The organism is Acinetobacter sp. ANC 4558, assembly GCF_002135375.1.
GTDB lineage: Bacteria > Pseudomonadota > Gammaproteobacteria > Pseudomonadales > Moraxellaceae > Acinetobacter.
The window spans coordinates 105,510-121,246 of sequence record NZ_NEGH01000002.1; the positions used below are offsets into that span (position 1 = coordinate 105,510).

A 15,737-nucleotide genomic window follows, 5' to 3' on the forward strand; every position below is an offset into this window, starting at 1 on the left:
CTATTCGATCACGTACGCTGTCTCATAGATGATTATATTGAAAATTCTACTGATTTAGACTTGAATCGAACCTTAGGTCATAGATTATAACGTTGAGATAACGAACTTTAATCTAGAGAAATTTATGTCGATTAAAAAACTTACGGTTCTATCTGCATTTCTTCTTACTATTACTGCATCTGGATGCAGTATTTTTAAATCTTCAATGATTACTGAAGAAAAAAATGCGAAAAAAATTATTGTGGATCGCATAGATCAACAACATAAAGCTGTGGGAATAGCGCTGGCATTGAGTAACCCGCAAGGCAATATTTTTATTAACCATGGTGTACAGTCTCATCAAAATTCTAAACCCATAACATCCGACACAATTTTTGAAATTGGTTCTATTTCTAAAATATTCACCAATGTATTACTTGCCCAGCACATTATTGATAAAAAAATATCTTTGGATGCGCCTGCCCAAAACTATATGCCAGCAGATATCGTTTTGCCTAAAAAAAATGGGAAAGAAATTACGCTTTTTGATTTAGCAACGCATCATTCAGGACTTCCATCTGTCCCCCCTAAAATATTTAAAGCACCGATTGAAAATCCATATGCAGATTTAACTCGACAAGATTTAGCAGAATTCCTACAGCACTACGAACTCTCACGTTTACCTGGTGAAGCTTTTGAATATTCAAATATAGGAACGACACTCATTGGACTTGCTTTGGAAAATGTAGCAGGAAAACCCTATGAAGAACTCGTACAATCCATCATTTTAAATCCTTTAGGAATGAGTGAAACTTGGGCAAATGTGCCAAAAAACAAAAATGATCGCTATGCCGAAGGCTACAATAGTCAAGGTACTGCAACATCTCATTGGGATTTAGGTGTTTTTCTTCCCGCAGGAGGTTGGCATTCAACTGCACGCGATATGAGTCGTTTTCTCAATGCTGCAAGTCAGATTAAAGAAACCCCTTTATCTCCTGCTTTTTCACTTATGCTCTCTCATACACGTCCAATTGATACAGAAAGTGATCTAAAAATTGGCTTAGGCTGGATCATTTCGAATCAAAATATTGTATGGCATAATGGAATGACAGGTGGATTTAGCGCTATTACAGGTTATCGACTTGACAATAAACACGGTGTGTTAATTTTGTCGAATCAGGCTTCAGCATCTAGTGTTGATGATATTGCAATGCATCTTCTCGACTCAACCAATCCATTACAAGCGCCACCTGCAAAAATACCATTTCATTCTGTTCCGACTACATTATTAACAGAATATCAAGGACGTTATCGTATGGCAGCCGATATTTATCTTGATGTACTTGTCGAAAATGATCGCCTATTCGTAGAGGTCAATGGACAAGGCAAAGCTGAATTTCAAGCAGTGTCAGACTATCAATTTACGGCCCCCGCACTGATGATCACCATTGAATTTCAACGTAATTCAACAGGTCAAATTCAGCATTTAATTGTTGATCAACAAGGCATGATCACTGAAGCACCTCGGATGACGCAGCATGTCCAATAAATTATTACTGACCGCGCATGAGTGCGCACAAAGAACTGGTTTAACCATTCGTGCGCTACGGGTGTATGAATCTCATGGTTTAATTACCCCGCAAAGATCCGAAAAAGGCTGGCGACTTTTTGGGTATCAGGAGATAGAACGCTTAAATGAAATTATTTCCTTAAAAAATATTGGGATGAGCCTACGAGAAATCAGCATTTTATTGTCTAACCATCATCAAACCTCACTTGATCATACGCTACAAATTCAAGAAAAAACCTTACTCTCTCGTCGAGATCAAACTGATAAAGCGTTACAGGTTATTTATTATTTAAGATCTAAGCTTCAGGCGGGACAAAATACCTCCCTTGAAGATTTACTTCATCTTGTCAAAGAAGCCCACTCTCCTCTCAATACAATGGAAAGTAATATTTGGAGATCCTATACACAGGCTCGCCCTCGACAAGAAATTATGCTTGATCCTCATGAAATGCATGATCTTGTTGGAACATGGGAGTTTAATGATGGATCGATTATACAAACCGTCTTACGTCATCATGAATTATATTACTTGCATAATCAATTCAGCTATCGCCTTTTACCTGAAGCACCTGATCAATTTTTTATTAAGGGAATGGCCATACAAATTCACTTTCAGCGAACAGCTTTGAATAGCGTTGAAACTTTACAACATCATCAAAATGGAATAATTGAAACGGCAACCCGCGTAGCGGACTCAAAGGCCAAAGAACAATTGACGGCTTTAAAGGAAAAAATTAAAACGCAACAACCTCACCTTAAAAGTAAAATTGCCTTGCATCAACTACTTCTCGAACAAGCCCAGAAGATACAAAATCATTCCAGTATGACCCCGCTTTTAGCACAAGTCATCGCTGAACAAAAAGACTATATTCACGCAGCAATTCATCCCTTGGGCAATCTTAATCAGCTTATTTTTCAATCTATTGCTCAAAATGGTTTAGAAATGTATCATGCCGAATTTGATCACGGGAAATTGGAGTGTGGTATTTCTTTAACCCAATCTGATCAAATTGGTGCATTTTATATTTATCCTATTTTAGACATTTCATCCTAGCTTAGAAATCCATTGCGGATTCCTATATGAATTAAATTATTTCATATAATCTTATTATCAAGATTGATAAAAGAGTGCCATCACATTCTTTTATCAATTCTTATTTTGTATGATTTCATTAGTTAATATGACGTTTCAGCCCCGTCATTTGAATAATGCGTGTCGATATTTCTTCAATCGACATTTCAGAAACATTTAAATATTTAATGCCCTCAGAGATATAAATGCCTTCTATAGCACGTAATTCCATTTGACATTGGTTGAAACTTGCATAACGACTTCCCGCTTTTCGTTCTGTCCGAATCGCAACGAGGCGTTCAGAATCAATCATTAAACCAAATAATTTACTTTTGTGCGGGCGTAACACTGCGGGTAAACGATTGTCGTCTAAATCTTCTTCCGTCAACGGATAATTTGCAACGCGAATTCCGAACTGTAAAGACAGATAAATTGATGTTGGCGTTTTGCCCGATCTTGAAACACCAATCAAAATAAGATCTGCTTTGTCGTAATGTCGTGTTCTTGCACCATCATCATTATCTAAAGCAAAATGAACAGCATCAATACGTGACTTATAAGACTCGGAATTTGTCACAGCATGGGTCTGCCCGACTAAAGTTGTAGGACTTGTTCCTAACTCTTCTGATAATTTACTAATAAGTCCTTCAAAAACATCTAGATTTACTGCATCTGCAGTATTAATAATATCGCGAACATATGGATCCACCAAAGTATCGAATACCAAAGGTTTTTGACCATCATTTTTAGAGCATGTATTAATTTCGGCAACAACATTTGTTGCTGCTTCTTCCGTTGTTATATAAGGAATAATATGAATATCAAAGTCTACATGCGGAAACTGTGCCAAAAGAGAATGCCCAAGGGTTTCAGCCGTAATTGCAGTACCATCTGAAATAAAAAAAACGCTTCGCTTAATTTGTTTACCGTCTGACATTAAAATTCTCCTTAAATATTTGTCTAAGTACTATATAATCATTATAGTAACCGCATCTTACATGACTGTCGCATAGTAAAATCAAAAGCTCAGTTTTTTTGATATAATTTCATGCCAAGATACTGATTAATACTGCAAAAGTGGAGTAACAACTTTGGAAGCGCGCGTAATTGGTCTAGAAAAATTAGGAAAGGATGATGTTGAACTGGTCGGTGGGAAAAACTCATCTTTAGGGGAAATGATCAGTCACTTATCAAATGCAGGTGTTTCTGTACCAGGAGGCTTTGCAACAACAGCTGATGCGTATCGTGAATTCCTCGAGCAAAGTGGACTAAACGCAAAAATTAACGCAGAACTTGCAGCACTTAATGTTGATGACGTTAATGCTCTTGCTGAAACGGGCGCTAAAATACGTCAGTGGGTTGTTGAAACACCACTGACAGCAGAATTAGAAAAAGAAATTCGTGCTGCATTCGAAACATTATCGAACGGTAACCCTGATATCTCGGTTGCCGTTCGTTCTTCTGCAACAGCAGAAGATCTTCCAGATGCTTCTTTTGCAGGACAACAAGAAACGTTCTTAAATATTCGTGGTATTGATAATATTCTTATTGCGATTAAAGAAGTTTTTGCATCTCTATATAATGATCGTGCCATTTCATACCGTGTACATCAAAACTTCGCACATGATGTTGTCGCTTTATCTGCTGGTATTCAGCGGATGGTTCGCTCTGAAACTGGTGCAGCGGGTGTAATGTTTACGCTTGATACCGAATCTGGTTTCCGTGATGCTGTCTTCATTACTGCATCATATGGTTTAGGTGAAATGGTGGTTCAAGGTGCTGTTAACCCAGATGAATTTTATGTATCAAAACCTTTATTAAACGCAGGAAAACACGCAGTTCTTCGCCGTAATTTAGGTTCTAAACACCAAAAAATGATTTATGGTGACGAAGGTTCTGCGGGAAAATCAGTCGTTGTTGTTGATGTTGAAAAAGCAGATCGTCAACAATTTTCTTTAAATGACCAAGAATTGCAAGAACTTGCTAAACAAGCATTAATTATTGAAAAACACTACGGCTCACCAATGGATATTGAATGGGCTAAAGATGGTGATGATGAGCAAATTTATATTGTTCAAGCGCGCCCTGAAACTGTTAAAAGTCGCGAAAATGTCGGCACAATGGAACGTTATCTTTTAAAACAAAAAGGTACTGTGATTTGTGAAGGCCGTTCAATTGGTCAACGTATTGGTTCAGGTAAAGTTCGTATTGTGACCTCCATTAAAGAAATGGATAAAGTACAAGCGGGTGATGTATTAGTTTCTGATATGACTGACCCAGATTGGGAACCTGTCATGAAACGTGCAGCGGCTATTGTCACCAATCGTGGTGGTCGTACGTGTCATGCTGCAATTATTGCACGTGAACTTGGCGTTCCAGCAATTGTAGGCTGTGGTAATGCAACTGAAGTATTGGTCGATGGTCAGGAAGTGACTGTTTCATGTGCTGAAGGTGACACAGGTTTTATCTATGAAGGATCATTAGATTTTGAAGTTCAAAAGAACTCCGTAGAATCTATGCCTAAACTTCCGTTCAAAATTATGATGAACGTCGGTAACCCTGATCGCGCATTTGACTTTGCTCAAATTCCAAACGAAGGTATTGGTCTTGCACGTTTAGAATTTATCATCAACCGTATGATTGGTGTACATCCTAAAGCATTATTGAATATTGATAGCTTACCACGTGAAACACGCGCTGCTGTATTAGCACGTACGGCAGGTTATACGTCTCCAATTGAGTTTTATGTAGAAAAATTAGTTGAAGGTATTTCTACATTAGCAGCAGCATTTGCCGACAAACCAGTCATTGTTCGCATGTCAGACTTTAAGTCAAATGAATATGCAAACTTAATTGGTGGTAAGTTATACGAACCAGAAGAAGAAAACCCAATGCTTGGTTTCCGTGGTGCGAGTCGCTATGTTTCTGATAACTTCCGTGATTGTTTTGAGCTTGAATGCCGTGCATTAAAAAAAGTTCGTGATGAAATGGGCTTAACCAACGTACAAATCATGATTCCATTTGTACGTACCGTTGCTGAAGCAAAACGTGTAATCGAATTGCTTGCGCTAAATGGTCTTAAACGTGGTGAAAATGGTCTTAAAGTCATCATGATGTGTGAATTACCAACCAATGCCCTCTTAGCAGAACAGTTCTTAGAGCATTTCGATGGTTTCTCTATCGGTTCAAATGACTTAACTCAGTTAACACTTGGTTTAGACCGTGATTCTGGTATTGTCTCTCATCTATTTGATGAGCGTGATGCAGCAGTAAAAGCGCTTCTTTCTATGGCTATTCATGCATGTCGTAAGGCGGGTAAATATGTGGGTATTTGTGGTCAAGGACCTTCAGATCATCCAGATCTTGCACGTTGGTTAATGGAACAAGGAATTGATTCTGTCTCTTTAAACCCTGACTCAGTTTTAGATACTTGGTTCTTCCTCTCTGAAAAAAAAGCTCAACAAGCTTAATAAAACATGCTAAAAAGACCCATTAATGGGTCTTTTTTATTTTTGGCTTTTGGAATTTTAATTTTATGCAAATTTACTTGGCGCGCAATAATCAACAAGCTGGTCCATATACACTTGAGCAACTCAATCAAATGTTAGCAAGCCAACAAGTTTTACTGACAGACTTGATTTGGCATCAAGGAATGACTGAATGGAAAGCTTTGGGTGAGTTGACCCACGGCCAATTTGTTTATCAACCACAAGGTTATGTTCCCCCGACTCAACTACATCAGGAAGTACAAAACCCAAGTTACCAAAATTCAACGATTCAAAAGGTAACCGTTAATAAAGCAGCCTCTTCATCGGAGCTTGCATCTATTGGTTCACGCATATTAGCAAAAGTAATTGATTTGCTCTTATGGTTACCAGCCTTTGCTCTCCCTTCTTTCTTCTTTAATCATGATCAACAAGGTCAATTGCTTGCCTTACAACATAACTTACAAGCAGCAGATACCTCTAACCAAATGACTCAGCTTCAAAAAGAATTATTTACTTTAATTCCAATGGAAGCATGGGCTGCAATGGCACTTTATATTTTTATTATGCTGGTTGTACAAGCCATCATGATTGCAAAATCTGGGCAAAGTATAGGAAAAAAACTGGCACGAATTAAAATTGTTGATGCTAATAATAACGGTCCAGTCAGCCTTTTCCGTGCATTTACATTACGTTCTGTACTCTTTATTTTTCTAACAGCATTACTTTTTCCATTCATTAATATATTTGACTTTGCTTTTGGATTGCATAAAAAGCGTCAAACGCTACATGATAAGCTTGCTAAAACGATTGTAATTAAGAATTAAACCCAAAATAAAACAAGGGGTAATTTTACCCCTTGATCTATTTCATTCTCTTGATATTAAAATAAAATTCTTTTAAAAAAATATAATTCCGACTATTAAAATTGGTTTTTATTACAGCCATTTAAAGCACCTTTACATATAGCTTAGTTCCCCGATATAAGGCATAATGCCCTACAACGTAGCGGTGCCTCATGATTAGAAAGTTAGATCATGTCTAGAATTCCTAATCATGAGCCACTTTAATCGCTATCCCATATTTATTTAGGGAATGGGACTCTTCACCGAGGTTGTAAAATGAGACAAACAATTTTAGCTGTATTGTCTTTATCAACGCTTGCCGCACTCTTAACTGGGTGTGGTGGTGATATGGTACTTCTAAACTCAAAAGGTCCAGTTGCTGAAGGTCAAAGTAACCTGATGATGACTGCGATCTACCTAATGCTTTTGGTAGTAATTCCATCAGTCATTATGGCATTGTGGTTTGGTTGGAAATATCGTGCGTCAAATAAAGATGCAGACTATAAACCTACTTGGGCACACTCAACTGCAATTGAAGTTGTAGTATGGGGTATTCCCGTTATTATTATTGGTATTTTAGCATGGTTAACTTGGTGGGGTTCCCACAAGTATGACCCATACCGCCCGCTTGATTCTGATAAAGCTCCATTAACTGTTCAAGTGATTGCTGAACAATTTAAATGGGTATTTATCTATCCAGAACAAGATATTGCAACAATTAACGAATTACGCTTCCCAGAGAAAACTCCGTTAAGCCTTCGTATTACATCTAACTTCACAATGAATTCATTCTTCATTCCAGCGTTAGGTGGTCAAATTTACGCAATGGCAGGTATGCAGACTCATTTGAATTTATTAGCAAGTGAAACCAGTCCAGCTGAAGGCTATCGTGGTTTCTCTTCTAACTATTCAGGTTATGGCTTCTCACAAATGCGTTTCCGTGCGTATTCAGTGACTGATGCTCAATTTACAGAATGGGTAGATGCAATCAAAGCAGGTAAGGGTACAACTGTTAATCCGAATGCAATTCAAGAACCGATCTTAGATCAGGCTGTTTTTGCAACCTTACGTGATGGCAACCGTTCAACGCATCAAATCGAAGCGCTTATAGCAAATGCTAAAACTCCTGAAGAAAAGGCTGCTGCTGAAGCAATGAAGCCTTATCCAACTAAGCCTTCTCCAGTAACGTATTTCGCTACTGTAGAAAAAGGCTTGTTTGAATCAGTGATCAATAAATACATGTCAAACTATCATGGTGCTGATCATTCAGCTGCTGCGGTAGAACATAATGCTCCTGCATCTGAAGCACATGTAAATGTTGAACATGCAACTGCTTCTCAAGGAGAATAAGACATGAGCTTCTTAGGTAAGTTAGGTCCAGATGCAATACCACACGATCCAATCGTGTTGGTTACTGTTGCACTTATGGTTTTAGGTGGTCTCGCTGTTTTTGCGGGTATTACTTATTTCAAAAAATGGGGCTACTTGTGGAACGAATGGTTCACTTCTGTAGACCATAAAAAAATTGGTATCATGTATTTATTTGTATCCATTATCATGCTTTTGCGTGGTTTTGCTGATGCAATCATGATGCGTCTTCAGCTGTTCCTTGCTAAAGGTGGCGGTGAAGGTTATTTACACCCTGAACACTACGATCAAATCTTCACCGCACATGGTGTCATCATGATCTTCTTCGTAGCAATGGGTCTTGTCGTTGGCTTAATGAACATCTCTGTACCACTTCAAATTGGTGCACGTGACGTTGCCTTCCCATTATTAAACTCACTCAGTTTCTGGTTATTTGCTGGTGCTGCTGGCTTAATGATGGCTTCACTTGCAATTGGTGAATTCGCAGCAACAGGTTGGATGGCTTATCCTCCTCTTTCTGGTATCGAATATTCTCCAGGTGTAGGTATGGACTACTACATTTGGGCACTGCAGGTTTCAGGTCTAGGTACACTTCTTACTGGTGTTAACTTCTTTGTTACGATCATTAAAATGCGTGCACCTGGCATGGGTCTTATGGATATGCCAATTTTCACATGGACATCTTTATGTACCGCTGTGTTGATTATTGCATCATTCCCAGTGTTAACTGCTACGATTGCAATGCTTACGCTTGACCGTTACTTCGATTTCCACTTCTTTACAAATGACTTGGGCGGTAGTCCAATGTTATATGTGAACTTGATTTGGACTTGGGGTCACCCAGAAGTTTACATCTTGGTATTACCAGCATTTGGTATTTACTCAGAAGTGGTGTCTACTTTTGCACGCAAAACATTGTTCGGCTATAAATCTATGGTGTATGCAACGATCGCAATTACAGTTCTTGCGTTTGTTGTTTGGGTTCACCACTTCTTTACGATGGGTGCTGGTGCCAACGTTAACGCGTTCTTTGGTATCATGACCATGGTTATTGCGATTCCTACAGGTGTGAAAATCTTCTCTTGGTTATTCACCATGTATAAGGGTCGTATCACCTACACAACTCCAATGCTTTGGACACTAGGTTTCCTTGTGACTTTTGGTATTGGTGGTTTAACAGGTGTATTAATGGCAGTTCCACCAGCGGACTTCCTTGTACACAACTCTTTATTCCTCATCGCACACTTCCATAACGTCATTATTGGCGGTGTTGTATTCGCGATGTTCGCAGGTATCATTTTCTACTGGCCAAAAATGTTTGGTTGGAAGCTTAATGAAGCTTGGGGTAAAGCATCATTCTGGTTCTGGTTCTTCGGTTTCTATTTTGCATTCATGCCACTTTATATCCTTGGTTTCATGGGTATGACACGTCGCTTGAACACATATGACAACCCTGAATGGGACCCATACTTAGCAATTGCACTCTTTGGTTCAGTATTGATTCTTTTCGGTATTCTGTGCTTCGTGATGCAAATTATTGTGGGCTTCCTTCAACGCAAAGACAACATGGATTACACAGGTGATCCATGGGATGGCCGTGTACTTGAATGGGCTACATCATCTCCAGCACCGTTTTATAACTTTGCTCATCTTCCAAAGATCAATGGTATTGATACTTTCTGGACTGACAAAGAAAATGGTATTGCTTACGTGAAACCAACTCATTATGAAGATATTCATATGCCAACAAACCGCGCAGCTGGTTTTGTGATTGCAATGTTTATTACCATTATGGGCTTTGCGTTAATCTGGCATATTTGGTGGTTAGTTGTCGTTACTTTCGTTGCCGCAATCATCAGCTTCATCGTATCTTCTTTCACGAAGAAAGTAGATTACTATGTTCCTGCTGCTGAAGTAGAACGTATTGAAAACGAACGCTATGCGCTTCTTGAAAAACACTTGAAGAAGGACTAAGACAATGGCTGAAGTACTTCATCACGATAACCACGGACACGATGATCATCATCACGATGATACAGACATCACCGTCTTTGGTTTCTGGACCTACTTAATGAGTGACTTGATTTTATTCGGTACACTCTTCATCGCATTTGCTGTGTTAAGTAGTCACATTCCAATGGGTACACCTAGTGCAAAAGATCTTTTTGGCGTTTCATTAGATTTCGTCTTAACTGAAACTTTTGCACTCTTAATATCTTCCGTAACATTTGGTTTTGCAGTACTTGCTGCATACAAAAAAGATGTTGCTAAAGTATTAACATGGTTAGCCATTACTTGGGTATTTGGTGCGATCTTCATTGGTATGGAAATTTATGAGTTCTCTCATTTAGTTCATGAAGGTCATGGTCCAAGCACAAGTGCGTTCCTATCTGCGTTCTTTACCTTAGTTGGTACGCACGGTATTCACGTTACTTCTGGTTTGGTGTGGATGATTGTATTGATGATTCAAATCAAAAAATACGGTCTAACACTTCCAAATACACGTCGTCTTGCATGCTTAAGCTTGTTCTGGCACTTCCTTGACATCGTTTGGATCTGTGTATTCAGCGTCGTTTACTTACTGGGAGTTATCTAATGAGTCATGATCATAACTCAGCTGGTGCAGCACACGGTAACGTTAAACAATATACGATTGGTTTTATCCTTTCAGTTGTTCTAACACTCATTCCTTTTGGAATGGTGATGTCAGGCAATTTTGAGGAACAACGTGGTTTACTCGTTGCTGTTATTGCAATTACTGCGGTTGCTCAGGTTCTTGTTCAATTAGTTTATTTCTTGCACATGAATTCTTCTTCAGAGCAACGTTGGAACGTTATTGCATTTATCTATACAGTGTTATGTATTGCTATTCTTTTGATTGGCTCTGTGTGGATTATGAATCACTTACATTTCAACATGATGATCTAAACTGATCGTCATGTTAAAAAAGTATTTATTCCTGACTAAGCCAGGAATTCTCTTTGGTAACTTCGTTACCACTTTGGGTGGCTATTTTTTAGCTGCCCAAGGTTCTGTAGATTTCCTTCTCTTACTGATTACCCTTGTAGGAACTACGTTAGTTGTCGCATCAGGTTGTGTCGTAAACAACGTCATTGATCAAGATATCGATCATAAGATGGAACGTACGATGAATCGTGCATTAGTTCAAAAAACCATTAGCCCCTCTTTTGCTTTAGCATTTTCTGCAGTGCTTGGTGTGATTGGCTTTTCTTTACTCTGGTTCTTTGTTAATGCTTATGCTTTCGGCTTTGCGGTTCTCGGATTTTTAGTTTATGTAATTTTTTATAGTCTTTGGAGTAAACGTACCTCTATTCACCAAACTGTGATTGGAAGTATTTCTGGCGCAAGCCCTCCAGTGATTGGATACACTGCCGTTTCAAATGAGTTTGATGTTGCTGCATTGCTTCTCTTTTTAGCGTATGCACTTTGGCAAATGCCACATTCATGGGGAATTGCAATTTATCGATTTGATGACTATAAAAATGCTGGGATACCCATTTTACCTGTAGCACGTTCGATTTTTCGTACAAAAGTTGAAAGCTTAATTTATGTTTTACTTTTTGCTGCTGTTTTAAATGGTTTGTATTGTTTTGGCTATACCAATGTATTTTTCTTAATCCTCTTTAATGCACTATGTGCTTATTGGGTGTATTTATCAATTATTGGGTTTAAAGCTGAAAATAATCAGATTTGGGCTAAACGTTATTTCTTATATTCAGTTATTTTAATTACTGCATTAAGTATTAGTTTTAGCTTTAGCTATATTTCTCCCGCACCGTATTTACCGTTATTTTAAAAAGATAGAGTTCTCTCTATCTTTTTTCATCCCAAATAAACAAATACAGCATGAATTCCGCCAATCTAGATTGGCGCCATCCATTTCTACCGTTATATTGTTATTTTAAAACTTACTTTTAGATAGTCACTTTATATTTAATCACGCTTCTTTATCTAAACAGATCATGGCTGAGCCAATACTTTAAATAAAAATGAGCTCACTAATGCAGCATGAAATGCACGTAATTTTTTTGTTGCAAAAATACGATGTCCTCCCTCCGACAGTTCATAAAAATACACCTCTGGTATATTCAACTCTTTCATCTTTGCAGCCATTTTTCTGGCATGTGCAGGTGATACTCGATCATCACTCGTTATGGTGTAAAATAAAATTGCTGGATAATCTTGTGCGGCCGACAGCTGATGATATGGAGAAATTGTGTGTAAAAAATTTCTGCCCACTTCGTTATTCGGATCCCCATATTCAGCAATCCATAAATGTCCTGCTCCAATTTCATGAAACCGTAGCATATCAAGTAAGGGCACTTCACACACAATAGCAGCAAATAAATGCGGATATTGTGTCAGCATATTTCCCACCAATAACCCTCCATTACTCCCCCCTATTGCCGCTAATTTATTTGGTGAAGTTATGCCTCTTTGAATTAACTCTTCTGCGACAGCGGCAAAATCCTCATAGGCGCGTTGTCTATTTTGTTTTAATGCCTGCTGATGCCATGAAGGGCCATACTCACTGCCCCCACGAATGTTTGCAATAACATAAATACCCCCCTCATCAATCCAAGCAGGAATTTCTGTTTCAAGAAATTTTGGAAGCAATGAAAACTGAAACCCACCATAGCCCTCGATTAAAGTTTGCTGTGGCACGTCGGTTAAATCCTTTTTTGCAATTTGAAAATAAGGAATTTTTGTACCATCTTGAGATATCGCAAAATTTTGTGTAACCTCATAATTATCAGGAATAAGCTGATTTGATTCAAATTTTATTAATTGCTTCGTTCTTGTATTCAAGTCAACCCTATATAATCGTTGCGCCGATACAAAACTTTCTTCAATCATAAAAAAATGATTACTGGTACGATCAACGTGATCAATTCGTATTTGTGCATATTGTTGATCAGGCCACATCGCATCCACATATTTAAAATCACTTCTACAATCTAATATGTGCAAAAAGTGACTGATATCTTTCATAATTTTTAGAATCAAAAAATCTTTACTAAAATTAAAACTAAATAAAATCTGATCGTATGCTTGTTGAAAGATAATTTTAAATAATCGACATCCCGATAAAAACTCATTTAAGTCAATCACCAATAATGAACCTGCTAAATACTCTGGATGAATATCCCAGTCTGTACTTAAAACAACGATTAACCAATTTTCATGAAAATCTATCTGCGCATCTAAAGGTAAATCTAATCGTTTTAGATCATCCAATAAATAAACTTCTGTTTCATAAAAGTTAATCGCTCTATAAAGAATACTTTTTTCAAAATTTTTAGTCGTATCGTATGTAGCAAATACATTTAAATCTGTTTGCTTCCCTTCAAATACGATGATTGCTTGCTCAATTGAAGTACCACGCTGCCATTTTTTAACAATTCGTGGATAACCTGACAAGGTCAAACTATCTTGCCCAAAATCTGTCATGACATAAATATGGTTTTTATCTATCCAATTCACTGTCGTATTGGCGATATCAACAAAAAAACCATCTAAAACAAATTGCTTAGTTTTTAAATTAAACTCACGAACTTGAACAGCATCTGTACCATCTTCGGCTAAATAGATTAAACAGTGCTCCTCACTCTCTGCTAAAAAAATACAATCTTGATAAAACCAATTGATATTTTCAATAGCGCCTAATACATCAATATCAATCACGGTTTCCCATTCAATGTCATCTAAACAATATTTTTCAAATGAGGTTCTACGCCATATTCCTTTAGGATGTTGATCATCCTGCCATAGATTATAAAAATACGCGCCTTGCTTTGTAACATAAGGAATTTTCTCTTGATTAAAAATAACATTATTAATTTTTTGATTTATATGATTAAAATTTTCAGATTTGACTAAAATTTCTTCTGTGATCTTGTTTTCTAGTGCTACCCATGCCAAAGCATCTGAACCGTATATTTCTTCTAAATATAAAAACTGATCTGTCATATATTCTTCCATTAACTCCACTTTGATATTTATTTAATTTTAGTTAAATAATATGCACAACGAAGAGGCGTATCATTGTTCATTTCTTGTATTAAAACGTATACGTTCCTTCCCCCACTCCTCTTGAAATTTTCCATAAAAGCGACTAGAATCTCGGCTTCCGTAATTACTACGGCACAACTTCGGTTGTGACTCCTTGCTTCTAACAATTAGGTTAGGGGCTGTATAATCCGTAAGGAGCTGACAATGCGTCACTACGAAATCGTACTTCTGGTACATCCAGATCAAAGCGATCAAGTGGTAGGTATGGTTGAACGCTATATCTCTCACATTAAAGAAGCTGAAGGTCAAATTCACCGTCTTGAAGATTGGGGCCGTCGCCAATTGGCTTACCCAATTAACAAAATTCACAAAGCGCACTACATTTTAATGAACATTGAATGTGGTCAAACGACGCTTGACGAACTTGAAGAATTGTTCCGTTATAACGATGCAATTATTCGTAGTCTTATCATCCGTCGTGAAAACGCAATCACTGAAGAGTCTTTATTGGCTAAGAGTGCTGAAGAAAAACGTGCGCGTAAAGCTCAACGTGAAGAAGCACAATTGGCTCAAGATTCTGTTGAAGCATAAGGAGAACATCAATGGCACGTTTCTACCGTCGTCGTAAGTTCTGCCGCTTTACAGCTGAGAACGTTACATATATCGACTATAAAGATATCGATACTTTAAAACAGTACATCACTGAAAACGGCAAGATTGTTCCTAGCCGTATTACAGGTACTAAAGCTCGTTACCAACGTCAATTAGCGCTTGCTATTAAACAAGCTCGCTACTTATCGTTGATTCCTTACACTGACAATCATAAGTGAGGTTGAGCTGTGGATATTATCTTACTACAACGCATTAAAAACCTTGGTAAACTTGGTGATAAAGTTTCAGTTAAAGCTGGTTATGGCCGCAACTTCTTAATCCCTCAGGGTAAAGCTGTTGCTGCAACTGAAGCAAATACTGCTGCTTTTGAAGCTCGTCGTGCTGAACTTGAAAAAGTTGAATCTGATGTTTTAGCTGCTGCTCAAGCACGTGCTAATCAATTAGACGAAGTAAATATCGTAATCACTGCGAAAGCTGGTGATGAAGGTAAACTTTTCGGTTCTATTGGTACTCGCGATATTGCTGATGCTTTAACGAATGCTGGTCTAGAAGTAGATCGCGCAGAAGTTCGTTTACCAAATGGTGCGCTTCGCAACACTGGTGAATTTAACATCTCGATTCAATTGCATCATGATGTTGCTGCTGAAGTTCTCGTTACAATCGTATCTGAGTAATTTTTGCACAAAAAAGAGCATGCTTTCGCATGCTCTTTTTTTATCTTTTAAAAATAGTTTACTTTTTCATTGATTTAAATAAGTGAAAATTTCGGTATG

The 15,737-nt window shown here is 37.8% G+C and carries 14 protein-coding genes; 12 read left to right on the forward strand and 2 right to left on the reverse strand.

What is annotated here, in order from left to right; all coding sequences use genetic code 11:
- Positions 1 to 124: 124 nt before the first annotated feature.
- The gene (locus tag B9T31_RS02940; protein WP_086180480.1) at positions 125 to 1,528 is read left to right on the forward strand and encodes a serine hydrolase; all 1,404 of its coding nucleotides are present in this window, start codon (positions 125 to 127) and stop codon (positions 1,526 to 1,528) included.
- Entirely contained in the window at positions 1,518 to 2,603 is a 1,086-nt protein-coding gene (locus B9T31_RS02945) for a MerR family transcriptional regulator (RefSeq protein ID WP_086180481.1), read from the forward strand. The genes B9T31_RS02940 and B9T31_RS02945 overlap by 11 nt, the downstream gene beginning before the upstream one ends.
- A gap of 118 nt (positions 2,604 to 2,721) precedes the next feature.
- Here B9T31_RS02945 and B9T31_RS02950 read toward each other — a convergent pair whose 3' ends face one another.
- The gene (locus tag B9T31_RS02950) at positions 2,722 to 3,558 is read right to left on the reverse strand and encodes a pyruvate, water dikinase regulatory protein (protein WP_086180482.1); all 837 of its coding nucleotides are present in this window, start codon (positions 3,556 to 3,558) and stop codon (positions 2,722 to 2,724) included.
- A 154-nt stretch (positions 3,559 to 3,712) separates the two neighbouring features.
- On the opposite strand from B9T31_RS02950, the gene ppsA reads away from it, so the two are divergent.
- The 7 genes from ppsA (at position 3,713) to cyoE (ending at position 12,136) form a co-directional block, all read left to right on the forward strand.
- Positions 3,713 to 6,091: a phosphoenolpyruvate synthase gene (ppsA, locus tag B9T31_RS02955; protein ID WP_086180483.1), complete on the forward strand. Its 2,379-nt coding sequence runs from the start codon at positions 3,713 to 3,715 to the stop codon at positions 6,089 to 6,091.
- 65 nt (positions 6,092 to 6,156) lie between these two features.
- Complete coding sequence (locus B9T31_RS02960; protein WP_086180484.1) at positions 6,157 to 6,933, forward strand: RDD family protein; 777 nt, start codon at positions 6,157 to 6,159, stop codon at positions 6,931 to 6,933.
- Between the two features lie 294 nt (positions 6,934 to 7,227).
- Positions 7,228 to 8,301, forward strand: a complete 1,074-nt coding sequence (cyoA, locus tag B9T31_RS02965) for a ubiquinol oxidase subunit II (protein WP_086180485.1) — start codon at positions 7,228 to 7,230, stop codon at positions 8,299 to 8,301.
- A gap of 3 nt (positions 8,302 to 8,304) precedes the next feature.
- A complete protein-coding gene (gene cyoB, locus B9T31_RS02970; RefSeq protein WP_086180486.1) occupies positions 8,305 to 10,293 on the forward strand; it encodes a cytochrome o ubiquinol oxidase subunit I in 1,989 nt (662 codons plus the stop codon).
- A gap of 4 nt (positions 10,294 to 10,297) precedes the next feature.
- Positions 10,298 to 10,915 (forward strand): cytochrome o ubiquinol oxidase subunit III, encoded by a 618-nt coding sequence (gene cyoC, locus B9T31_RS02975; protein ID WP_086180487.1) that lies wholly within the window; start codon positions 10,298 to 10,300, stop codon positions 10,913 to 10,915.
- Positions 10,915 to 11,247 carry a cytochrome o ubiquinol oxidase subunit IV gene (gene cyoD / locus B9T31_RS02980; RefSeq protein ID WP_086180488.1) on the forward strand — a complete coding sequence of 111 codons (333 nt, stop codon included), beginning with the start codon at positions 10,915 to 10,917 and terminating at the stop codon, positions 11,245 to 11,247. Before cyoC ends, cyoD begins: the two co-directional genes overlap by 1 nt.
- 10 nt (positions 11,248 to 11,257) lie before the next feature.
- Positions 11,258 to 12,136, forward strand: coding sequence for a heme o synthase (gene cyoE, locus B9T31_RS02985; RefSeq protein ID WP_086180489.1), 879 nt, complete (start codon positions 11,258 to 11,260; stop codon positions 12,134 to 12,136).
- 164 nt (positions 12,137 to 12,300) lie between these two features.
- Here the strand turns inward: cyoE and B9T31_RS02990 are convergent, their stop codons facing one another.
- Positions 12,301 to 14,310, reverse strand: coding sequence for a prolyl oligopeptidase family serine peptidase (locus B9T31_RS02990; RefSeq protein WP_171264677.1), 2,010 nt, complete (start codon positions 14,308 to 14,310; stop codon positions 12,301 to 12,303).
- A gap of 246 nt (positions 14,311 to 14,556) precedes the next feature.
- On the opposite strand from B9T31_RS02990, the gene rpsF reads away from it, so the two are divergent.
- Genes rpsF through rplI form a run of 3 tightly spaced genes read left to right on the forward strand, consistent with a single transcriptional unit; the run spans position 14,557 to position 15,638 of the window.
- Positions 14,557 to 14,943: a 30S ribosomal protein S6 gene (gene rpsF, locus B9T31_RS02995; protein ID WP_086180491.1), complete on the forward strand. Its 387-nt coding sequence runs from the start codon at positions 14,557 to 14,559 to the stop codon at positions 14,941 to 14,943.
- An 11-nt stretch (positions 14,944 to 14,954) separates the two neighbouring features.
- On the forward strand, positions 14,955 to 15,182 hold the full coding sequence (rpsR, locus tag B9T31_RS03000) for a 30S ribosomal protein S18 (protein WP_004278792.1): 228 nt from the start codon (positions 14,955 to 14,957) through the stop codon (positions 15,180 to 15,182).
- Positions 15,183 to 15,191: 9 nt separating this feature from the next.
- Positions 15,192 to 15,638, forward strand: coding sequence for a 50S ribosomal protein L9 (gene rplI, locus B9T31_RS03005; RefSeq protein ID WP_086180492.1), 447 nt, complete (start codon positions 15,192 to 15,194; stop codon positions 15,636 to 15,638).
- Positions 15,639 to 15,737 lie beyond the last annotated feature (99 nt).

What these genes read in the sequence shown, in the direction of transcription:
- B9T31_RS02940 (WP_086180480.1), top strand. Translation starts at nt 125, where the DNA reads ATGTCGATTAAAAAACTTACGGTTCTATCTGCATTTCTTCTTACTATT.
- B9T31_RS02945 (WP_086180481.1), top strand. Translation starts at nt 1,518, where the DNA reads ATGTCCAATAAATTATTACTGACCGCGCATGAGTGCGCACAAAGAACT.
- B9T31_RS02950 (WP_086180482.1), bottom strand. Translation starts at nt 3,558, where the DNA reads ATGTCAGACGGTAAACAAATTAAGCGAAGCGTTTTTTTTATTTCAGAT.
- B9T31_RS02960 (WP_086180484.1), top strand. Translation starts at nt 6,157, where the DNA reads ATGCAAATTTACTTGGCGCGCAATAATCAACAAGCTGGTCCATATACA.
- cyoA (WP_086180485.1), top strand. Translation starts at nt 7,228, where the DNA reads ATGAGACAAACAATTTTAGCTGTATTGTCTTTATCAACGCTTGCCGCA.
- cyoB (WP_086180486.1), top strand. Translation starts at nt 8,305, where the DNA reads ATGAGCTTCTTAGGTAAGTTAGGTCCAGATGCAATACCACACGATCCA.
- cyoC (WP_086180487.1), top strand. Translation starts at nt 10,298, where the DNA reads ATGGCTGAAGTACTTCATCACGATAACCACGGACACGATGATCATCAT.
- cyoD (WP_086180488.1), top strand. Translation starts at nt 10,915, where the DNA reads ATGAGTCATGATCATAACTCAGCTGGTGCAGCACACGGTAACGTTAAA.
- cyoE (WP_086180489.1), top strand. Translation starts at nt 11,258, where the DNA reads ATGTTAAAAAAGTATTTATTCCTGACTAAGCCAGGAATTCTCTTTGGT.
- B9T31_RS02990 (WP_171264677.1), bottom strand. Translation starts at nt 14,310, where the DNA reads ATGACAGATCAGTTTTTATATTTAGAAGAAATATACGGTTCAGATGCT.
- rpsF (WP_086180491.1), top strand. Translation starts at nt 14,557, where the DNA reads ATGCGTCACTACGAAATCGTACTTCTGGTACATCCAGATCAAAGCGAT.
- rpsR (WP_004278792.1), top strand. Translation starts at nt 14,955, where the DNA reads ATGGCACGTTTCTACCGTCGTCGTAAGTTCTGCCGCTTTACAGCTGAG.